Source organism: Paenibacillus ottowii (assembly GCF_050516475.1).
Classification (GTDB): domain Bacteria; phylum Bacillota; class Bacilli; order Paenibacillales; family Paenibacillaceae; genus Paenibacillus; species Paenibacillus ottowii.
On the sequence record NZ_CP191577.1, the window covers coordinates 3,889,043 to 3,907,139 of the forward strand.

Annotated in this window: 19 protein-coding genes and 1 other RNA gene; 9 read left to right on the plus strand and 11 right to left on the minus strand. The window is 44.1% G+C overall.

Annotation, left to right across the window (positions count from 1 at the left end; all coding sequences use genetic code 11):
- The first annotated feature begins 27 nt into the window (after window positions 1-27).
- Complete coding sequence (locus ACQQ6X_RS18060) at window positions 28-699, plus strand: zinc metallopeptidase (RefSeq protein ID WP_013370498.1); 672 nt, start codon at window positions 28-30, stop codon at window positions 697-699.
- A 101-nt stretch (window positions 700-800) separates the two neighbouring features.
- On the opposite strand, the gene ACQQ6X_RS18065 is transcribed toward ACQQ6X_RS18060, so the two are convergent.
- Together ACQQ6X_RS18065 and ACQQ6X_RS18070 are read right to left on the minus strand one after the other, a co-directional pair.
- On the minus strand, window positions 801-1,730 hold the full coding sequence (locus ACQQ6X_RS18065; protein ID WP_305166444.1) for a LysR family transcriptional regulator: 930 nt from the start codon (window positions 1,728-1,730) through the stop codon (window positions 801-803).
- 98 nt (window positions 1,731-1,828) lie between these two features.
- Window positions 1,829-2,452, minus strand: coding sequence for a rhomboid family intramembrane serine protease (locus tag ACQQ6X_RS18070; RefSeq protein WP_063209164.1), 624 nt, complete (start codon window positions 2,450-2,452; stop codon window positions 1,829-1,831).
- A 120-nt stretch (window positions 2,453-2,572) separates the two neighbouring features.
- Here ACQQ6X_RS18070 and tpx point away from each other — a divergent pair, with 120 nt between their 5' ends.
- Window positions 2,573-3,091: a thiol peroxidase gene (gene tpx, locus ACQQ6X_RS18075; RefSeq protein ID WP_064796150.1), complete on the plus strand. Its 519-nt coding sequence runs from the start codon at window positions 2,573-2,575 to the stop codon at window positions 3,089-3,091.
- 92 nt (window positions 3,092-3,183) lie between these two features.
- Here tpx and ACQQ6X_RS18080 read toward each other — a convergent pair whose 3' ends face one another.
- The 4 genes from ACQQ6X_RS18080 to ACQQ6X_RS18095 all read right to left on the minus strand — a co-directional run bounded on the left by ACQQ6X_RS18080 (window position 3,184) and on the right by ACQQ6X_RS18095 (window position 6,607).
- A complete protein-coding gene (locus ACQQ6X_RS18080) occupies window positions 3,184-3,576 on the minus strand; it encodes a DUF1499 domain-containing protein (RefSeq protein WP_063209160.1) in 393 nt (130 codons plus the stop codon).
- A gap of 216 nt (window positions 3,577-3,792) precedes the next feature.
- Window positions 3,793-3,987, minus strand: a non-coding RNA gene (ssrS, locus tag ACQQ6X_RS18085) — 6S RNA.
- Window positions 3,988-4,045: 58 nt separating this feature from the next.
- A complete protein-coding gene (locus ACQQ6X_RS18090) occupies window positions 4,046-4,807 on the minus strand; it encodes a YesL family protein (RefSeq protein WP_063213024.1) in 762 nt (253 codons plus the stop codon).
- Between the two features lie 225 nt (window positions 4,808-5,032).
- The gene (locus ACQQ6X_RS18095; RefSeq protein ID WP_064796152.1) at window positions 5,033-6,607 is read right to left on the minus strand and encodes a DEAD/DEAH box helicase; all 1,575 of its coding nucleotides are present in this window, start codon (window positions 6,605-6,607) and stop codon (window positions 5,033-5,035) included.
- 326 nt (window positions 6,608-6,933) lie between these two features.
- Between ACQQ6X_RS18095 and ACQQ6X_RS18100 the strand changes: the two genes are divergently transcribed.
- The 4 genes from ACQQ6X_RS18100 to ACQQ6X_RS18115 all read left to right on the plus strand — a co-directional run bounded on the left by ACQQ6X_RS18100 (window position 6,934) and on the right by ACQQ6X_RS18115 (window position 11,075).
- Window positions 6,934-7,755, plus strand: coding sequence for a YitT family protein (locus ACQQ6X_RS18100; RefSeq protein WP_305166445.1), 822 nt, complete (start codon window positions 6,934-6,936; stop codon window positions 7,753-7,755).
- 172 nt (window positions 7,756-7,927) lie between these two features.
- Window positions 7,928-8,116, plus strand: a complete 189-nt coding sequence (locus tag ACQQ6X_RS18105) for a hypothetical protein (protein ID WP_014599634.1) — start codon at window positions 7,928-7,930, stop codon at window positions 8,114-8,116.
- A 217-nt stretch (window positions 8,117-8,333) separates the two neighbouring features.
- Window positions 8,334-9,512: a putative glycoside hydrolase gene (locus ACQQ6X_RS18110; RefSeq protein ID WP_305166446.1), complete on the plus strand. Its 1,179-nt coding sequence runs from the start codon at window positions 8,334-8,336 to the stop codon at window positions 9,510-9,512.
- 192 nt (window positions 9,513-9,704) lie between these two features.
- On the plus strand, window positions 9,705-11,075 hold the full coding sequence (locus tag ACQQ6X_RS18115; protein ID WP_305166447.1) for an MATE family efflux transporter: 1,371 nt from the start codon (window positions 9,705-9,707) through the stop codon (window positions 11,073-11,075).
- Here the strand turns inward: ACQQ6X_RS18115 and ACQQ6X_RS18120 are convergent.
- The 5 genes from ACQQ6X_RS18120 to ACQQ6X_RS18140 all read right to left on the minus strand — a co-directional run bounded on the left by ACQQ6X_RS18120 (window position 11,072) and on the right by ACQQ6X_RS18140 (window position 15,456).
- A complete protein-coding gene (locus ACQQ6X_RS18120) occupies window positions 11,072-11,281 on the minus strand; it encodes a DUF3906 family protein (protein ID WP_305166448.1) in 210 nt (69 codons plus the stop codon). The two genes, ACQQ6X_RS18115 and ACQQ6X_RS18120, sit on opposite strands and share 4 nt — an antisense overlap.
- A 125-nt stretch (window positions 11,282-11,406) precedes the next feature.
- Window positions 11,407-12,378 carry a 6-phosphofructokinase gene (gene pfkA / locus ACQQ6X_RS18125; RefSeq protein WP_305166449.1) on the minus strand — a complete coding sequence of 324 codons (972 nt, stop codon included), beginning with the start codon at window positions 12,376-12,378 and terminating at the stop codon, window positions 11,407-11,409.
- Window positions 12,379-12,401: 23 nt separating this feature from the next.
- The gene (locus ACQQ6X_RS18130; protein WP_063213031.1) at window positions 12,402-13,481 is read right to left on the minus strand and encodes a tetraprenyl-beta-curcumene synthase family protein; all 1,080 of its coding nucleotides are present in this window, start codon (window positions 13,479-13,481) and stop codon (window positions 12,402-12,404) included.
- Between the two features lie 152 nt (window positions 13,482-13,633).
- Window positions 13,634-15,049 carry an MATE family efflux transporter gene (locus tag ACQQ6X_RS18135; protein WP_305166450.1) on the minus strand — a complete coding sequence of 472 codons (1,416 nt, stop codon included), beginning with the start codon at window positions 15,047-15,049 and terminating at the stop codon, window positions 13,634-13,636.
- Between the two features lie 209 nt (window positions 15,050-15,258).
- Window positions 15,259-15,456, minus strand: coding sequence for a cold shock domain-containing protein (locus ACQQ6X_RS18140; protein ID WP_305166451.1), 198 nt, complete (start codon window positions 15,454-15,456; stop codon window positions 15,259-15,261).
- A 174-nt stretch (window positions 15,457-15,630) separates the two neighbouring features.
- Here ACQQ6X_RS18140 and ACQQ6X_RS18145 point away from each other — a divergent pair, with 174 nt between their 5' ends.
- From ACQQ6X_RS18145 to pepF, 3 genes are all read left to right on the plus strand, one after another.
- On the plus strand, window positions 15,631-15,864 hold the full coding sequence (locus ACQQ6X_RS18145) for a hypothetical protein (RefSeq protein WP_014599632.1): 234 nt from the start codon (window positions 15,631-15,633) through the stop codon (window positions 15,862-15,864).
- Window positions 15,865-15,871: 7 nt separating this feature from the next.
- Window positions 15,872-16,060 (plus strand): hypothetical protein, encoded by a 189-nt coding sequence (locus ACQQ6X_RS18150; protein ID WP_016819720.1) that lies wholly within the window; start codon window positions 15,872-15,874, stop codon window positions 16,058-16,060.
- Window positions 16,061-16,258: 198 nt separating this feature from the next.
- A complete protein-coding gene (gene pepF / locus ACQQ6X_RS18155) occupies window positions 16,259-18,055 on the plus strand; it encodes an oligoendopeptidase F (RefSeq protein WP_305166562.1) in 1,797 nt (598 codons plus the stop codon).
- Window positions 18,056-18,097: the final 42 nt, after the last annotated feature.

Here is an 18,097-nt window from a genome sequence, read left to right on the forward strand (position 1 = left end):
AGATGAACAATAATGGAGGGTTGCTTTATGATGGGTATGTATATTTTGATTATTCTTGCGTTCGGATTATCCTTATGGGCGCAATTTCGTGTAAAAGGCACATTTAACAAATGGTCTGATGTTCCCAATGAAAATGGGTTGACTGGTTATGATGCAGCTCGGCATATGCTGGATCGCAACGGCTTGCATGATGTGCCTATTGAGCCAGTACCCGGCGCACTGTCTGACCATTATGATCCAATACAACGAGTAGTACGCCTGTCCGAGCCCGTTTATTATGAAAAATCCATTTCTGCAGTTGCAGTGGCCTGCCATGAAGTCGGTCATGCCATCCAACATAAAGAGCATTATCCTATGCTGGCGCTTCGCCACCGGATTTTTCCGATCGTAAACTTTGCTTCTGGGATTGCACCGTTTCTGCTGATTGCCGGTTTCTTATTTAGCTTTACGAACCTGATCGGCCTGGGTATTATCTTCTTCTCGGCTACTGTTGCTTTTCAATTAATTACATTGCCAGTGGAATTTAATGCTTCTAATCGCGCACGGGAAATCATGGTTTCTGAAGGGTTTATCCGTAGTGATGAAGAACGCGGTGTAGCCAAAGTTCTAAACGCTGCTGCATTGACGTATGTGGCCGCAGCTCTCGTCTCCTTGCTGGAACTGATCCGCCTAATCGGCATCTTTAACAGCCGAGATTAAGCACTTGTATTGAAAAAAAGGTTGTTCCTCCACCAACGATGGTAGAGGAACAACCTTTTTTTCTTGATCTCAAACCAAAAACCCATTTATACTTGATACCCTCAATCTGCTTTTACAGTTTTGTTCGAAGCAGCAGCATTACCTTGAAGCCCAAAATATTGCAACAGAAAAGTCCGAAAAGATTTGGCGACCAATGGAAGTTTGTCATCTCTGCGATGAATCAAGCCAATCGTTCTTGTGACCTCTGGATCAACAATCGACACCCTTGCAGGTTGAAGCGGGTTGGTCTGAAACAGTGCCATTTCAGGCAGAAGACTAACCCCCATACCTGCAGCTACTAATCCGCGTATCGTATCTGTCTCTTCGCCTTCAAAAGCAATATCCGGTGTAAAGCCAGCCTCCAGACAGGCCTGCCAGACAATCGGACGTAACGAATACCCATCTCTGAACAAGATGAATTTTTCTCCTTTAAGCTGGCTCAATGTGATGTGTTCGGCTGAAGCCAAAGGATGATTAGGCGGGAGAACTGCAAATAACTCCTCGGTTAACACCACATCCCCCTCGACATGATCATGTCGGTCTGGAAAAGGAGATACAAAAGCCAAATCCACCTCACCCGCTAACACATCACGAATTAAACTCGGATACATCCCTTGTTTAAATCTGAATTTAACATTGGGATACTTCTTGCGGAATTCAGCCACCACCGTAGGAATAAGATGAATTCCCAAACTGTGCGGAAAGCCAATACGAATTTCGCCCCCCTCAGGGTCCAAAAACTCATGCACTTCCAAAACTGCCCGCTCCAGATCTTTTATGATCGTTTCCACCCGTTTGCAAAATAGCTGTCCTACTGGCGTAAGCTGCAGATTACGACCCTTTTGCATAAAAAGGTTAACTCCCAGTTCCTCTTCAAGCTGATGAATTTGCCGACTTACCGCAGATTGCGCCACATGCAACTCCTCGGCTGCCTGAGTGACATGTTCTTTTTGCGCTACTTTCATGAAGTATTGCAACTGTCGTAATTCCACTCCGATATTCGCTCCAATCTGTTTTTCAACATACGAAAGAAGATGTTCATCGAACACCATCCTCTTTCTTACCCAGATAACTTACGATAAAGCTGTCTTTAGTGACGTTTGCGCTGACCAGTCAATCTAATCAATAATCCATACATGAAGAACCCACTGAGCAAGCCCCCAAAGTGAGCGGTCCAGTTAATGTTTGCAACCGCAAAAGAAAACAGAATACCAAACCCAAGCAGCGTGTACAGCGTTTTGCGCGAAGCATCATCCATCAAGGAACGTTGGAACAAGGCAACATACAGAAACGCCCCATAGATGCCATAAATCGCTCCTGAAGCCCCTACAGACACTGTCGTCTCCGCCAGCATGTTATAATGCGCAATGGACAGAATATTTCCAACAATGCCCGTGACCAGATACAATAACACATATCGCAAGGACCCGAGCAAACGCTCCAGCGGAGGAGCGAATACAAGTATTGCAAAGGAATTAAACAAAAGATGATCAAACCCTGCATGTAAAAACATAGCTGACACATACCGCCATAGCTGATCAGTGAATGGCGCCTCATTAATCAAAGCCCCATACCGGATCAGCGTCAAACTATTTTCCGATCCACCCTGCACGGTCAGTACAATAAACATCACAATATTGATAAGCAAAATCAGACAGGTTACCGGGTAAAACCGCAAATAACTTTTCCAGTTCTCATAACGTAAAAAAATCAAGGCAATCCTTCCTTCATGGGTGTCTCCACCTTATTCAAATTGGACAATGTCTTTTATAAAAGATTATAATAGATTTCGGCAACGATAACCAATGCCAAAAACCAAAGGAGGCTATTACATATGGCACAAGAACGTACAGGAGCTGCTACTTTTAAAGGCAATCCTTTGACTCTCATAGGTCCTGAACTGAAAGTTGGAGATCAGGCGCCTGATTTCAAATTACAGAAAGACTTATTGGAAACAGCTACGCTTCAAGACTTTGCAGGCAAAGTCAAACTGATTAGCGTTGTCCCTTCTCTAGATACAGGCGTGTGCGACGCACAGACTCGACGTTTCAACCAAGAAGCAGATTCCCTAGGGGATCAAGTCGTAGTCCTGACGGTCAGCGTGGATCTGCCTTTCGCTCAAGCTCGTTGGTGCGGTGCGGCTGGTATCGACCGCGTATTGACGCTGTCTGACTATAAGGATCATTCCTTTGGTGAAGCTTATGGTGTATTCATCAAGGAATTCCACCTGGATCATAGAGCTATTTTTGTCATTGATCAAAATGACAAAATCGCTTACGTAGAATACTTGAGTGAAATGGCTGAGCATCCTGACTATGACCAGGCGATCGCAGCCGTAAAAAAACTCGTCTAAATCAAGACCGAATATTAAAAAAGCGAGTGAAGGATTGCCTTCCTCGCTTTTTTTGATGTTTGTCTACCACATCATTGCTCCATAACCTGCTATTACTGTACGACCTTATAAGCAGACAGCTTCTTGTCAATCATAGCGAACAGTTGCAAAATAATGCGGTAATTCGCACCCAAGTCCCCTAATGATCCGCGTGAAGCAGAATAAATATCCACCGCACTTCGAACTGGCGATACAGATAAAATCGAAACGGTAATGTCGATGGTTCGACCGAACGCCGTTCGCTTCTCCAACGTAATCTCACCTACGGATGCTACCTCATGGAGTACCTTGTAGCCAGGAATTTTTTTCATGATAGATGATACTTCTTCCCAAGCCTTGTCTCTCGATAAGTTATAATAGCGTGTCTTCATTTGGGGGTCCTTGACCCGGTCGCTTGTACCTTCTTGGCTGCGCACAATCCCTACCAGAGTCCTCTTTAACGACAAGACATTTCCTCCTTCACGATAATCGCTACCCATTAATACGACATATCGGTTCCTTCTACTGCAAGCGCTTAATTAAATATGATAAGCAACCGATCGTAAGTCCGATTATGCCTGTGGTATGCGACCTTAGTACCTCAAGTCTTAGTTTAACATTGTTGCATACAAAAAACACCCTGTTTCTGCAAGAGCAGTATCAGAGTGTGTTCATTACATTATAGAGTACCCGCCGATGCCGTTCGACCATAGCGTCTTCTGAACCTGCTTTAGCAGGTGGGTGACCGCAGAATAAATTTTTGAAGTCCCCTTGTCAGCAATTGACAGGGCTTTTCAGCTATTCATCCGTATAGATCTCCCTAGACATTGTCATTGGTTCAAAACAACAAATGACCGTAACGTGCATCGCAGGATGTGACCTTATTATAGCGCTTCTCACTCAGAAAGTAAATGCTAGGAGAAATATGTTTTATTTTTAGAGGTTATCACTATTCTTGTCTTCAATGCTTGCCTGTTCCTCGTCTTTCTGTTTCATCTTCTCCATTTGATCCTGCATTTTGAGGAAGGTTCCGTAAAAATTAAAAAAGGCGAACCAGGCAACTACACTGCCGATGAAGAATAAGAAAAGCACGGGATATTTAACTCCAATGTATATCACAACGGCGCTGCCGAGCATGGTGGAAAATACACGGAATGGTCGAATCAGCGTCAATAACACCGCATTTTTAATAATTTGTCCGGTAGACATATGATAATGAGCCACCATCGAAAAGAAGTTAAACATAGACACAAGCAAAATAATGATGAGGATCAGCATGATAACGCCCACGATTTGCAAGTTGCTGAGCTGTGTCATATATACTGTGTAATCTACGTACATGACGACAAACAATAACGTGTAAAAGATCCCCCCAATCAGACTCTGCTTGTAGTTCTCTTTATATCCTTTAAAGAAGGTACGAAACACGCCTGAATCAGTATCGCCCATCACCCATTTGCGAACTACCGTGAACAAAGCTGATGTTGCTGGAAATAAAGTAAGCGGTGCCAAAATAGCCATCGCCCAGTTCATTTGTAACGATTCATTCGTCAGATTCTGATTCATAACAAGTAATTTCAGTATGAGGCAGAATACAAAAGGCGACGAACATAACACCCATAACAAATTGCTAGCCGCCAGCCGGGTAATCCACTCGGTTAGGCGGTAAATCCCCCCCATAGCTCCTTTAAATTCCAATGTCAGTCTCTCCCTCCGCAAGCCTTGGCAGTTCCAAGACTCATGTTGCTATGCCTGTTAATTCCGGCTTCTGACTATATCATACCGTATTTCAGCCCTAAAGCGCCAGTGAAATCCATATGTGTTCCATTAAAGCAGCTCGCTTAAATTTCGTACATTTCGATCTCATAACAAAAAAGCCGAAGCTAACATTCAGCTTCGACTTTTCATTAATTTAATTTCTTATTATTCAGAAGAGGAATCTTCACGTCGTGCAGGACGGCGAGTTTCTCCATTGCTGCTCGGGCGTGGTTTGCGATCCCCGCTATAGCGGCTTCCGGAATCACGGTTGTAGCCACCGCCTTCTTTACCACGGTTGTAACCGCCGTATCCACCTTTACTACCACTACCGCCACGGTTGGAATTGTAACCACCGTTGCTGCGTCCATAGTTAGAAGGCTTGCGTCCGCCAGAACGCACGTCTGGTTTACGACGTTTTGCACGGATTGGATCTTCTGGAGTCAGCTCAATGGATGCCTCTCTCTTCTCACCAGTCATCAGCTTCAGAGCTGCGGAGAGAAGTTGTACAGAATCATATTGCTCCAGCATTTGAATAGCCAAACCTTTATACTCGTTCAGCTCGCCTTTTTCTACAACCTCTAGGAGGCGTTCAGCGATAATACGTTGTTTGCCTTCCAGTGCTTCTGCCAATGTTGGAAGAGGCTTGCGCGGAATGCGGTGACGAGTTACACGTTCAATGAAATGCAAATGGTCAATTTCACGAGGGGTTACGAAAGACCAAGCCTCCCCTTCTTTACCTGCACGTCCAGTACGTCCAATACGGTGAACATAGCTTTCCGGATCTTGCGGAAGGTCAAAGTTCACAACGTGAGTTACGCCGGAAACGTCCAAACCACGGGCAGCAACGTCAGTCGCTACGAGCACGTCAATACTTCCGTCACGGAATTTACGCATAACAGCGTCACGCTGGTTTTGAGACAAGTCACCATGCAAACCGTCTGCGGAATAACCACGTTTTTGCAGAGCTTCAGCCAGCTCGTCTACCCGACGCTTAGTGCGACCGAATACGATAGCAAGTTCTGGGGATTCCATGTCGATCAAACGGCTCAATGCTTCGAATTTTTGACGTTCAGGAACTTCAATGTAGGCCTGATCAATCAGTGGGGCGCTAACTTGTTTAGGAATAACGGATACGTGCTCAGGATCTTTAAGGAATTGCTCAGCCAATCTTTTGATATTAGGAGGCATTGTTGCTGAGAACAGCATTGTTTGACGCTCGTCCGGAACCTGCTTCAGAATGGACTGAATATCTTCCATGAAGCCCATATCGAGCATTTCATCTGCTTCATCCAGAACAACAGTGTTTACATCTTCTAGCTTAATGGTTTTACGGTTAATATGATCAAGCAAACGTCCTGGTGTACCGATAATAATTTGAGGTTTCTTTTTCAAAGCGCGAATCTGGCGTACGATGTCTTGTCCACCATAGATCGGCAAAGTGCGAAGACCTTTGAAGCGGGAGAGTTTTTCGATTTCTTCAGCCACCTGAATAGCAAGCTCACGTGTTGGAGCCATAATCAGAGCTCTGATTTTTTCATCGTTTCTAGAAATTTTGTTGATCAGCGGAATACCAAAGGCTGCGGTTTTACCGGTACCTGTTTGGGCTTGGCCAATCATGTCTTTGCCTTGCAGTGCAATTGGGATGGATTGGGATTGGATTGGTGTGGCTTCTTCAAAGCCCAACTCAGTAATCGCCTGAATTACTTTCGGTTCAAGATCAAATTCTGCAAATGTCGTCAAATTTATTCAAACTCCTTCATAATGGTGGATGTGGTGGACAATCCACAATGTTGTCTGTATTCTTAAGTAGCGATATTATTGTATAAGTTTTCCCCAATACAGTGTCAGTTTATTTAGATCTACAACTGCATGTTTCTGTAATGAATTCGGGGAACCCTATCCGATACATCTTAAACGAATTTACCCTTTTTAAAACAGTTTAAATTTTAAGTGTTTCTCTGGACATAGGTCCCTACTCAAGAATATCCACATCGCATTATAGCACAGAACAATTCATGAATACCAGTAAGTTGCTTTCTGTATAATTTAAATGAGGTGAAAAAAAGTTGTTAAAAATAGTGTTAAACTGCTTAACCGTCATACTTGGAGCCGCTGCCATAGCATGCGGTTTTAATCTGTTTCTCGTCCCACATCACTTGCTGAGCGGTGGCGTAGCCGGGCTTTCCATGCTAATCGGCTATTTCACCAAATTTAATATCAGCACCATGTATTTTATTATCAATATCCCGATGCTTATTGCAGGCTGGTTTATTTTAGGCAAGCGTTTTATTAGCCTGAGCATTTTATCGGTTGTCGTTACAACATGGATTTTGGCCTTGGTCCCCGTACAATCTGTCGTGTCTGATCCTTTGCTGGCCTCTGTCTTTGGCGGGGTATTGGTCGGCGTTGGAGCTGGAATTTCCTTTCGGGTAGGAGGTTCTACAGGCGGTTTTGACATTATCGGCTCCATCGTCACCACCTATCGTGACTTTCCCGTCGGAACTGTACTTGTGGGCCTAAATGGACTGGTCATTCTCGCAGCAGGGTATTTGAACAATGATTGGAATATTGCACTGGCTTCCATGCTATCCATTTTTGTAACGGGTAAAGTATTGGATCAAATCTATGTAAGTCATACGAAGATCACCGTCTACATCATTACAGAGCATACTGACAAGTTGCTCAGCCGAATGTTGACCACGCCACGGGGTGTCAGCAAAATAAAAATTGAAGGTGCATTTTCACATACCGAAAAGGACATGCTGATGACTGTTACGACACGCTACGAGCTTGTAGAATTAAAACGTATCATTAAGGAAGTGGACCCTGCTGCTTTTGTGAATATTGTGGAAACAGTTGGAGTTATGGGTTCATTCCGACGAAGATAAGCACAAACCCAAGTGTCAAAATATCGTTTTTGTGGTACACTATATGTGCGCTGTTCCCATAGTATATAAAGACCAGCTTTACCTGCTATTTCACAGGCACTTTGCTTTTCCGAATCGTATTGAATGATTCTTTTGGAATGATTCCGAGCAGGAAAGGGTGATTTTTGTGGAAATGGAAACGGTAAAACTGTCCGACATTGTCTTAAGATGGTACCCGGAAATGCTTCCTTCTCTCAAAAAGAATGAGCTAAACTCGATGATTGTGCTTCGGGACGGGTTGTCCATACTCAAGCCAACGGATGCGCTAGAAATTATTCAGTACAGTATTTGTGAGCACCAAGACAACAACTATCTTCAATAAATTTTTTTCGCCAAATGCCGCTTCTTCCGGTTGCATCCACAACCGTGAAGAGAGCGGCATTATTTATGCCTATTTACAGATTCATCGGGCGATAGTTAGGTTAATCATGTAAGACTATGCCTGATGATGCCAGTATTAGTTACAAGTGTGTTGTTTTTCAGTCCATAACTTTACGTATAATCAGGTAAGCGCCATACATAAGGGAGAGAGTTAAGAAATGAATATGATTTGGGCAATTATGCTATTAGCCATGGGGATAAGTGGGAATGGCGACCAGTCAGTCAACGCTCCAAATGTAAAAGATACGGTGGCAACGACAATCAGCAGCGCGATGATTCAAGCACAACACAGTAACATAAAGGTAGATGCCTCCCATCCGCCGGATAAAATTGACCCCCAACCGACCACACCGTCTATTAAAGGCATCTATGTCACAGCCTATAGCGCAGGCGGTTCACGTATGACCCAACTGTTGGAACTGCTGGACAAGACAGATCTCAATTCCATGGTGATCGATATTAAGGACGATGCAGGCTACATTACTTATCCAACGACCAACCCCGAGCTTCTGAAATTGGGCAAGCCGCAAAAGTTCATCAAGGATATTTCCGGCTTGATGGACCGATTGAAAAAACATAATGTTTATCCGATTGCTCGTATTGTCGTATTTAAAGATACGGTACTGGCTAATAAAAATCCTGAGATGTCCTTCCGCAATGCTGATGGATCTGTCTGGAAAAACGGTAAGGGAGATGGATTCGTTAATCCCTATAATAAAGAAGTATGGGATTATAATGTCGCCATTGCCAAGGAAGCAGCAAAACTCGGGTTTAAGGAAATCCAATTTGACTATGTACGTTTCCCCGAAGGGTTTGAAAAAAGAGCAGACAAACTGAAATATACCAAATCAGACCAATCCCGCTCGGATACGATCGCTGAGTTCGTACAATATGCTCGCAAAGAGCTTGCCCCGCTTGGTGTGAGGGTATCAGTAGATATTTTCGGTTATGCCGCATCCGTTCCTGCGGCCGAGGGGATCGGACAGGATTTCACTAAAATCTCCGAAAATGTAGATGTCATTTCACCGATGGTTTATCCAAGTCACTACACGACAGGCTGGTTCGGTGTAAAAGACCCAGACAAAAATCCATACCAGACGATCAAAGGCTCCATGGTCGATACACACAAAAAACTTGATCCTACAGGCAAGCTCAAGCCAATTATTCGCCCGTGGATTCAAGACTTTACCGCAAGTTGGTTGGGAAGCGGGCATTATGCTAAGTATGGGAAAACACAAGTCGAGGATCAAATTCGAGCACTTAAGGACATGAAGGTGGACGAATATTTACTCTGGAATGCCACTAACCGCTATACAAGCGGGGTAAGTTACAAATAATCATCTCTCTGGACTTCTCTTAATTTTATACGAAATTTAGGGACTTATATCATTATATCAAAGGCTGCCCCGTTGTTTGGTGAACGGACGCAGTCTTTTTATTGCTGTTCAATTGTTGTAGTATCCCTTACAATAAAATTTACATGTTATGATATATATAAATAAAAACCCTAGTAAATGAGGACAATAAAAATGCAATTGACTCTAACCATGGGACAGAAATGGAAGCAGCTTTTTTACATTTTGCTCCCTATTCTGATTACCCAGCTTGCACTATCTGCCATGACTTTTTTTGATACGAATATGTCGGGGCACTTTTCCCCTGCCGATCTGGCTGGAGTAGCTATCGGAGTAAGCCTGTGGGTTCCTGTACAAACAGGCCTGAATGGAATCCTTATGGCTATTACCCCCATTGTATCCCAATTGGTCGGAGCACAGCGCAAAGATAAAGTCTCCTACTATGTCATTCAGGCTCTTTGGCTATCTCTCGCCCTCTCCATCGTCGTATTGATCGCTGGCATCATTCTGGTAAAACCGATATTGAACGGGATGAATCTGGAATTGAGAGTTCATAATGTGGCTTTGTACTATCTTTGTGCGATGGCCTTCGGTGTTGTTCCTCTATTTGCCTACACCGTCCTTCGCAGCTTTATGGATGCATTGGGGCAAACCCGTTTCACCATGTTAATTACGCTCATGTCGTTGCCCATCAATGTTTTATTGAACTATCTACTTATTTATGGTAATTGGGGTTTTCCCCGTTTGGGAGGTGTAGGCTCCGGGGTAGCAACGGCTACTACCTACTGGATTATTATGCTGGTTGCTGGTATTACTGTGCATCGGGGAAACATATTTGCCAAATACCAAATCTTCAGCAAAATATACGGGATCGCGGCTAGTGCTTTGAAAGAGCTTATCAAAATCGGGGTACCTATTGGATTTGCTATATTTTTTGAGACTGCCGTTTTTTCAGCCGTTACTCTCTTGATGAGCAGCTATAACACGGCTACCATAGCCGCTCATCAGACAGCGATGAACTTTGCTTCTACTCTGTATATGATTCCACTCAGTATTTGCATGGCACTTACGATTCTGGTCGGCTATGAAACAGGAGCTGCTCGTCCACGAGATGCCAAAGCTTATAGTGTAATGGGCATAAGCAGCGCAGTGGGCTTATCCTTGATTACAGCTATTGTGCTGCTTATCTGGGGTGAACAAGTCGCTCGGCTTTACTCTACCGACCCGCAGGTCATTCAATTAGCCCAGCATTTTTTAATCTATGCAATTTTCTTTCAGATATCCGATGCTGTCGCTACACCAACCCAAGGAGCACTACGTGGATATAAAGATGTCAATCCGGCTTTTTTGCTTACCTTCCTCTCCTATTGGGTTATAGGACTTCCTGTAGGCTATATACTCGCACGTTGGACTACATGGGGGCCTTACGGCTACTGGATTGGCCTGATTACAGGTCTGGCCGTAGGTGCTATTTTACTTCTCTGGCGTTTGGTTAGAGTGCAACATCGTTTTGCCGAACAAAAACAACACGCAAAGACTCCTTAGTCTTTGCGTGTCTCGATTACATATGCTGCACCCGTAGTTATTCGTTTTTTCTCTACAATCGCCACTTCTTTTAGCTCGGGGGGATATAAAAAGTGTCTCTCCACATGCTGTTCAATTTCTTCAAAAGCCTGTTCTTCATTCTCAGCAGCAAGAATAACGGTCAGCGCTCCTTCCGAACTGTCCACTTCTATTTTGAATAAATACATGGTGAATACCTCCTGATCCTATCAAAACTATAAAAATAGCGGATGACTCAGGTCATCCGCATAATCTCAATCTTTTCCCATATCAGAACTGAACTATTGAAATTATAAATGTAAAAAAGTTCTTATTATTGGGACAAACGCAAGGCCAGCTCATAAAGCTCCATGTTGAAATCTTTTTTAGTACTTACAACCTTGCCAATATCTGTAGCTACCAGCTTACCATCAATCGTTCCGCAAGCTTTGTCAGATACACCCTCAATCAATTGACGAACTGCAAAATCACCCAAACGGCTTGCCAGGTTACGGTCAAATGCAGTTGGTGTACCTCCACGTTGAATGTGTCCAAGCACTGTAACACGAGGCTCATAATCTGGACAGTTTTCTTGGATTACTTTGGCTACTGTTTCGCCTCTGCCTACACCTTCAGCAACGATAATGATACTGTGGCGTTTGCCATGTTTAAAATTTTGTTTCATCCGCTCAGATACTTCATTCAGGTCGAATTCTACCTCAGGTACCAAGATCGTTTCTGCACCGGAAGCCAGACCCGCATGGAGCGCAATATCGCCACAATGACGTCCCATAACTTCCACGATGGAAGAACGTTCATGGGAAGACATCGTATCACGCAGCTTGTTGATTGCGTCTACTACAATACTAACTGCTGTGTCAAAACCAATAGTATAGTCTGTGAAGGAAATGTCATTGTCAATTGTCCCTGGAAGACACATGGTTTTGATGCCTTGCTTGGTCAGTTTGTTAGCCCCTTGGTAAGAACCGTCGCCACCGATGACGACTACGCCGTCAATTCCACGATTACGCAAAATTTCAGCGCCACGCTTCTGTCCTTCTTCTGTCGTAAATTCTAGGCATCTTGCAGATTGAAGTACAGTACCCCCACGTTGGATAATATCTCCGACGCTTCTCAGGTCCATCGGGAAAATATCATCGTTCAGAAGGCCTTGATAGCCGCGTTGAATCCCGAAAACTTCCAATCCGAAATACAAACCGCTGCGCACAACGGCGCGGACTGCTGCGTTCATCCCTTGTGAATCTCCACCACTTGTTAATACTGCAATTTTCTTAACTGCTGTCATGAATTATGACCTCCTCAAAATAATCATATAAGCCTTCTTATCCATCGACTGTTTAATAAGAAAAACAGACGCATGAGCGGACTATTTTTCATTAAACGTCTCGAAACAGCGCGAACATCCTGCTGCTCATTAACTTTGGGGTCGGATAAATATAAAGCCAGCAATCCCTCGATAATCATCCGGTGAAAGGAGCTGGCAGGGACATCTGCAATATCAGCCCGCGCCCGATTCACTACGTAGGCGATCCGGTCCAGCATCATGTCGGTATCTTCATAATAATTGCAAAAGTTAAGATCTCCGCCCTTCCGGTCTTCGTCTTGATCGATTAGATAATCCAGCAAAATATGAAGACTGCACACATGTGGAAAATACGATGCATGTATTGAGGCAGCCCCCGCATCTGTGAGATGCCGGTCGCTGGCAGCAAGAAACAGCATAAAGACCCCCAGGGTTGAGCCAGTAGCCGCAGCAAACTCGTTCCAGCGCAGCTCGGGCGTACGGTCTTTATGAATCGACCACCAGTCCAAAAGCGCTTGTTCCCGCAGCTCGGGTTTAATATGCTTGTATACTTGCAAATCCGTGTATAATCGCGCCAAGTCCTGAACGTAAGGCATTGCCGCCTCATAGCCCGGAAGCCTGCTTACACAAGACTGACAGGTTGTCACCAGCCCAGTCAAATAACCGCCATCCTCCTGCTCACGACGCAACTCATAATAATTCACTGGCCTAGCCGCCGGATTAACCGCATCCAGCATAGACTGATGCAGCAACCTAAAATCATCCGGGTCCATCGACGTACTGCGATCACACAGGTTGTCCAGATAGTCGCTAATCGTCTGGTACGCCACAATCAGCGGAATGAGTATCTGCCGGTCAGACATATTGGCTGCGGCATAAACCGCTCCCCCCACGCAGTGAAACGTCTTCTCTGCTATGCTCGCAAGCGCCTGGCTTCTCAGCTCAGGGTCCGGAATTTGCTCGGCCTTGCTCTTCCAGTTACTCAATTCTCGTTTCGTTTCAGGGAGAATGTGCTTGTACATTCGGCTCATTAGACCTATGGGGCCTCTCGGTACTTGATAACGTCCTTGCTCAACATAACTCAAATGACGGTGCCTCCACATTGTTGTCTACGTAATTATACCTATCCAAACCATATTCATTATAATATGATCGACCTTTTAGCACAAATGAACAACCTCACTTTTTTTCTTTTAATATTCAAGAAAAATGAGATATTGTAGTAGAAATGTCCTATCTATCCCTTATCATCTGCCAGCTTCACATCTTGCTTCCCCTCTCCCATGCTAGCCTGCTTCCATTTTCCGAAAACGTAATAAAAAATAACTGCTACGGCTGAAATTATAAATCCAACTGGGAAACTCCACCATACCGCATCCAGACCATACTCATCGACAAATGCATAGGCCAAAGGTATACGAATACCCCATAATGAAATAATGGTAATTAAAAGCGGTATCATTACAGAACCCGTAGATCGCACAACGCCTGTAATGACATTGGTAATACCGAATATTACAAAAGACCACAAAGTGATCAGATTAATATGCATTCCCAGTTCCAATGCCCCTCCTGTTGAAGGAAGAAACATCAGCAAGGCTTGACGGTTAAATACGTAAATAAATATAACTGCCCCACCAGTCAATACAAAATTATACACAATCCCAATCCAGGTTGTCCTGCGCACTCGATCCCAGCGACCGGCACCGATATTTTGAGCGGCGAAGGAAGATACGGCTGCACCTAACGCCATAGCCGGCATCTGCACATAGCTGGATAAATTGTTGGCCGCTGTGTAGGCTGCCGCTGCGACTGTCCCGTAGCCGTTGATCAGATTCATTAAAGCAATCGCACTGGTGGAAACAGCAATCATTTGCAGTCCCATTGGAACTCCCTTACGAATAAGGGTCCAAATAATCTTCCAATCAAATGTAAGCAAGTAAAGCTCTGAAGATGTAATGCGCAAAAAATATTTTACACGATATAGGTAAATGAGAATCAACACAAAGCTGATCCCTTGGGCAATCAGGGTAGCTGCAGCAGAGCCTCCGATACCCATAGCAGGAATCGGTCCCCATCCGAATATAAATAGCGGGTTGAGTAACACATCCAGCACGACGGAAACGAGCAGGAAATAAAACGGTGTTTTGGAATCTCCAGCTCCCCTCATTACGGTCATGATGTAGTTATAACCGTACAAAAAGGGCATGCCTGCGAAAATAATGCGCGTATACGTGATCGCCATATCCACCGATTCGGCAGGGGTATTGAGCACATGAAGAATCCAAGGTGAGCCTACAAACCCAATAATACCTATAGCAACAGCGAGCACCAGGAAAAAGACAGCGCTTGTACCTACTACACGCTTCGTTTCTGCTATGTCACCCGCTCCGATATTTTGTCCGATCAGAATCGTAGCCGCCATGGTGACCCCAAAAATCGAGCTGATCAGAAAAAACATTATAATGTTTCCATTCGAAGCGGCAGTCAACGCAGCTTCTCCCAGAAACTTTCCAACCCAGATTGAATTAATCGTTCCATTCAAGGATTGCAAAATGTTTCCGAACAGCATCGGCAAAGAGAACATAAACAGCGTTTTGGCAATGGGACCTTCAATCAGGGAAGGCTTACGATTAGCCTCTGCTGCACTCATTTTCTCAACTCCTTCAAATTAAAAATAAGTCATACTTCGTTTTATTACGTATAATACCCTATTCCAGTTCAACCTTCTCAAATGATAAACGTTTTTACGCAAAAAAGCGCAGTTCCTTAAATTTAAGGAACTGCGCTCTCAATTCATCGTTTAACCGTAATATATAAGACATCCGTAAAAACGGAACATTTCTTACAATTCAGTTACACTTACAGTTTGTTTACGTTAGCTGCTTGTGGTCCACGGTTACCTTCAGTAATTTCGAATTCAACCTCTTGACCTTCTTCCAAAGTTTTGAAACCTTCGCCTTGGATTGCGGAGAAATGTACAAATACATCCTCGCCACCCTCAACTTGAATGAAGCCATAACCTTTTTCTGCGTTAAACCATTTAACTGTACCTTTCAAGTGAACAACCTCCTAAAAATACCGCCATCTATGGCGAATATCCATATTATACTTCATGCTTTTTCACATTGCAATTGGTCTTTTTCCGGATTTTAGGGTCTGGAATGATTTGCTTTTGCGGCAGAAACTGCGGTATCATGAACCAAAACATCTATTAAAATCGGAGACATGCATATGATGAAAAAACACGAAATATACAAAAAAGACAAGTGGAATATGATGACTGTCGAGGTGCAGGGCCGTTACATCGTTCTACGGGAAATATCCGATGATTGGGGCGAGGAAGCCCACACATTTTTGAGCCGTCCAGCGCTGATGCATTGGGCCGAAAATCGTTTTCCCAAGCAGTCCTTTCAAGATAATGAGGAAGAATGGCAGCGGATCATGAACGCTTTCAAACAGGTGTAGCCTATTCATGGTGTCCAACAGCTATCTCATCTTCATTATTCTGGCCTTTACGCTGGGCGGAGTGCTGATCATGAAGCGTGAAACGATACCGACTCCTCTCAAGAAGTGGATGGCCCTCACTGCCGTAATCATGATTTGCCTTGCCTTTTATCTTATTGTATACAGCTTATTAAATATAGGTTCCAACCCACAGTAGGAAAATTATACTTTCAGGGGCAAAAGGTCATACTATGGCATAACAAGCCATGGTATAAGGAGGATATGCCGTTACATGCATCCTGTAAAACCTCTTGCCCTGCTGCTTACGGCAAGCGTGGCGGTTTCTTCGTTTTGGCATCCGTCCCTTACCAACGCAGCCCTATCCCACATTACGTTCGATCAGAGGAGGCTCTCCATGAGTGAAATTGTAAAACGCGCTGATGCGCCAGTGGAAAATACATGGAAACTGGAAGACCTGTTTCCCAGTCGCAAGGCATGGGATCAAGAATACGAAGAAGTCAAACAATTAGCCAAAAAGGCTGCCCAATTTCAGGGCAAGCTCAATTCAGCTGAAGCGATTGGCGACTGCTTTAAACTCGAAGATGAGCTATCGCTCAAAACTGAGCGTGTATATGTGTACGCACATCTTCATCATGATGAAGATACGGCTGAACCTACATATCAGGGGCTTTCGCAAAAGGCCAAAAAGCTAGGCGTAGAAGTCAGCGAGTCTCTTTCGTTCGTCACACCTGAAATTTTGGCACTGCCGGATGATCAGCTTGATGCCTTTATTGCAGATCCGAAGCTTTCCGATTATAAATTTACGCTTCAAGAGATGAAGCGGGAAAAAGCACATGTTTTAGGCAAAGCAGAAGAAGCCCTGCTCGCTCAGGTGGGCAATCTGGCTCAAGCCCCGCAAACAATTTTCGGAATGCTCAACAACGCGGATTTGAAGTTTCCAAAAATCAAGGATGAGCATGGCAAAGAGGTCGAGCTGACTCACGGCAGCTACATTCAATTTCTCGAAAGTCCACACCGCGAAGTACGTGAACGTGCTTTTAAAGCGGTATATGACACGTATGCCAAAAATAAAAATACGATTGCTTCTACATTGAGTGCCAATGTGAACAAAAATATTTTTTATTCTCGTGTTCGCAAATACCCTTCCGTATTGGAGATGTCACTATATGGTGATAATATTCCGAAGGAAGTGTATACGAACCTTATTGACACCATTCACGAAAGCTTGCCCCTGCTTCACCGTTATATTAAGCTGCGTAAAAAGTTGTTAGGTGTGGATGAGCTTCATATGTATGATTTATTCGCTCCGCTTGTGGACGAATACAAAATGGACATTACGTATGAGGACGCCAAAAAACAAACCAAAGAAGGCCTTAAGCCTCTGGGCGCAGACTATCTGGCTTCATTGCAAAAAGGCTATGACGAGCGCTGGATTGATGTATACGAAAATGAAAATAAGCGTACAGGCGCCTATAGCTGGGGAGCTTATGGCACCCACCCTTATGTGCTTCTAAATCATAAAAATAACCTGAACAGCATGTTCACGCTTGCGCATGAAATGGGGCATGCGCTGCATTCGTACTATTCAGACAACGCATTGAAGTACCGGGATGCACAGTATACCATTTTCCTGGCTGAAGTGGCTTCCACTACTAACGAAGCTTTGCTGATGGATTACTTGCTGAACAAATCTACCGATCCAAAAGAGAAAATGTACCTCCTCACCTACTATGCGGACCAATTCCGGACAACGGTATTCCGTCAAACGATGTTTGCAGAATTCGAGAAGATTGTACATGAGCGTGCTGAACAGGGAGAATCCCTTACACCGCAGCTTTTATCGGAGATTTATTATGATCTGAATGTAAAATATCACGGGTCTGGCATGAAAGTAGACAAAGACATAGAAATGGAATGGGCACGAATCCCTCATTTTTATAACAGTTTTTATGTCTACAAATATGCTACTGGCTTCTCGGCCGCAACCAGTTTTTCAAAACAGATTCTGGAAGAAGGCCAGCCCGCTGTTGACCGTTACTTGGGCTTCCTAAAGAGCGGCGGCAGTGATTATTCAATTAATATTTTGAAGAAGGCTGGCGTTGACATGTCCTCTCCACAGCCGATTCGCGAAGCGATGAGTGTATTTGAGGAAGTCATTACGGAAATGGAAAAGCTAACTGAAGGAAAGTAAAACCGTGCACACTTAGAATCCCGCATGAAAAAGATGCACGGA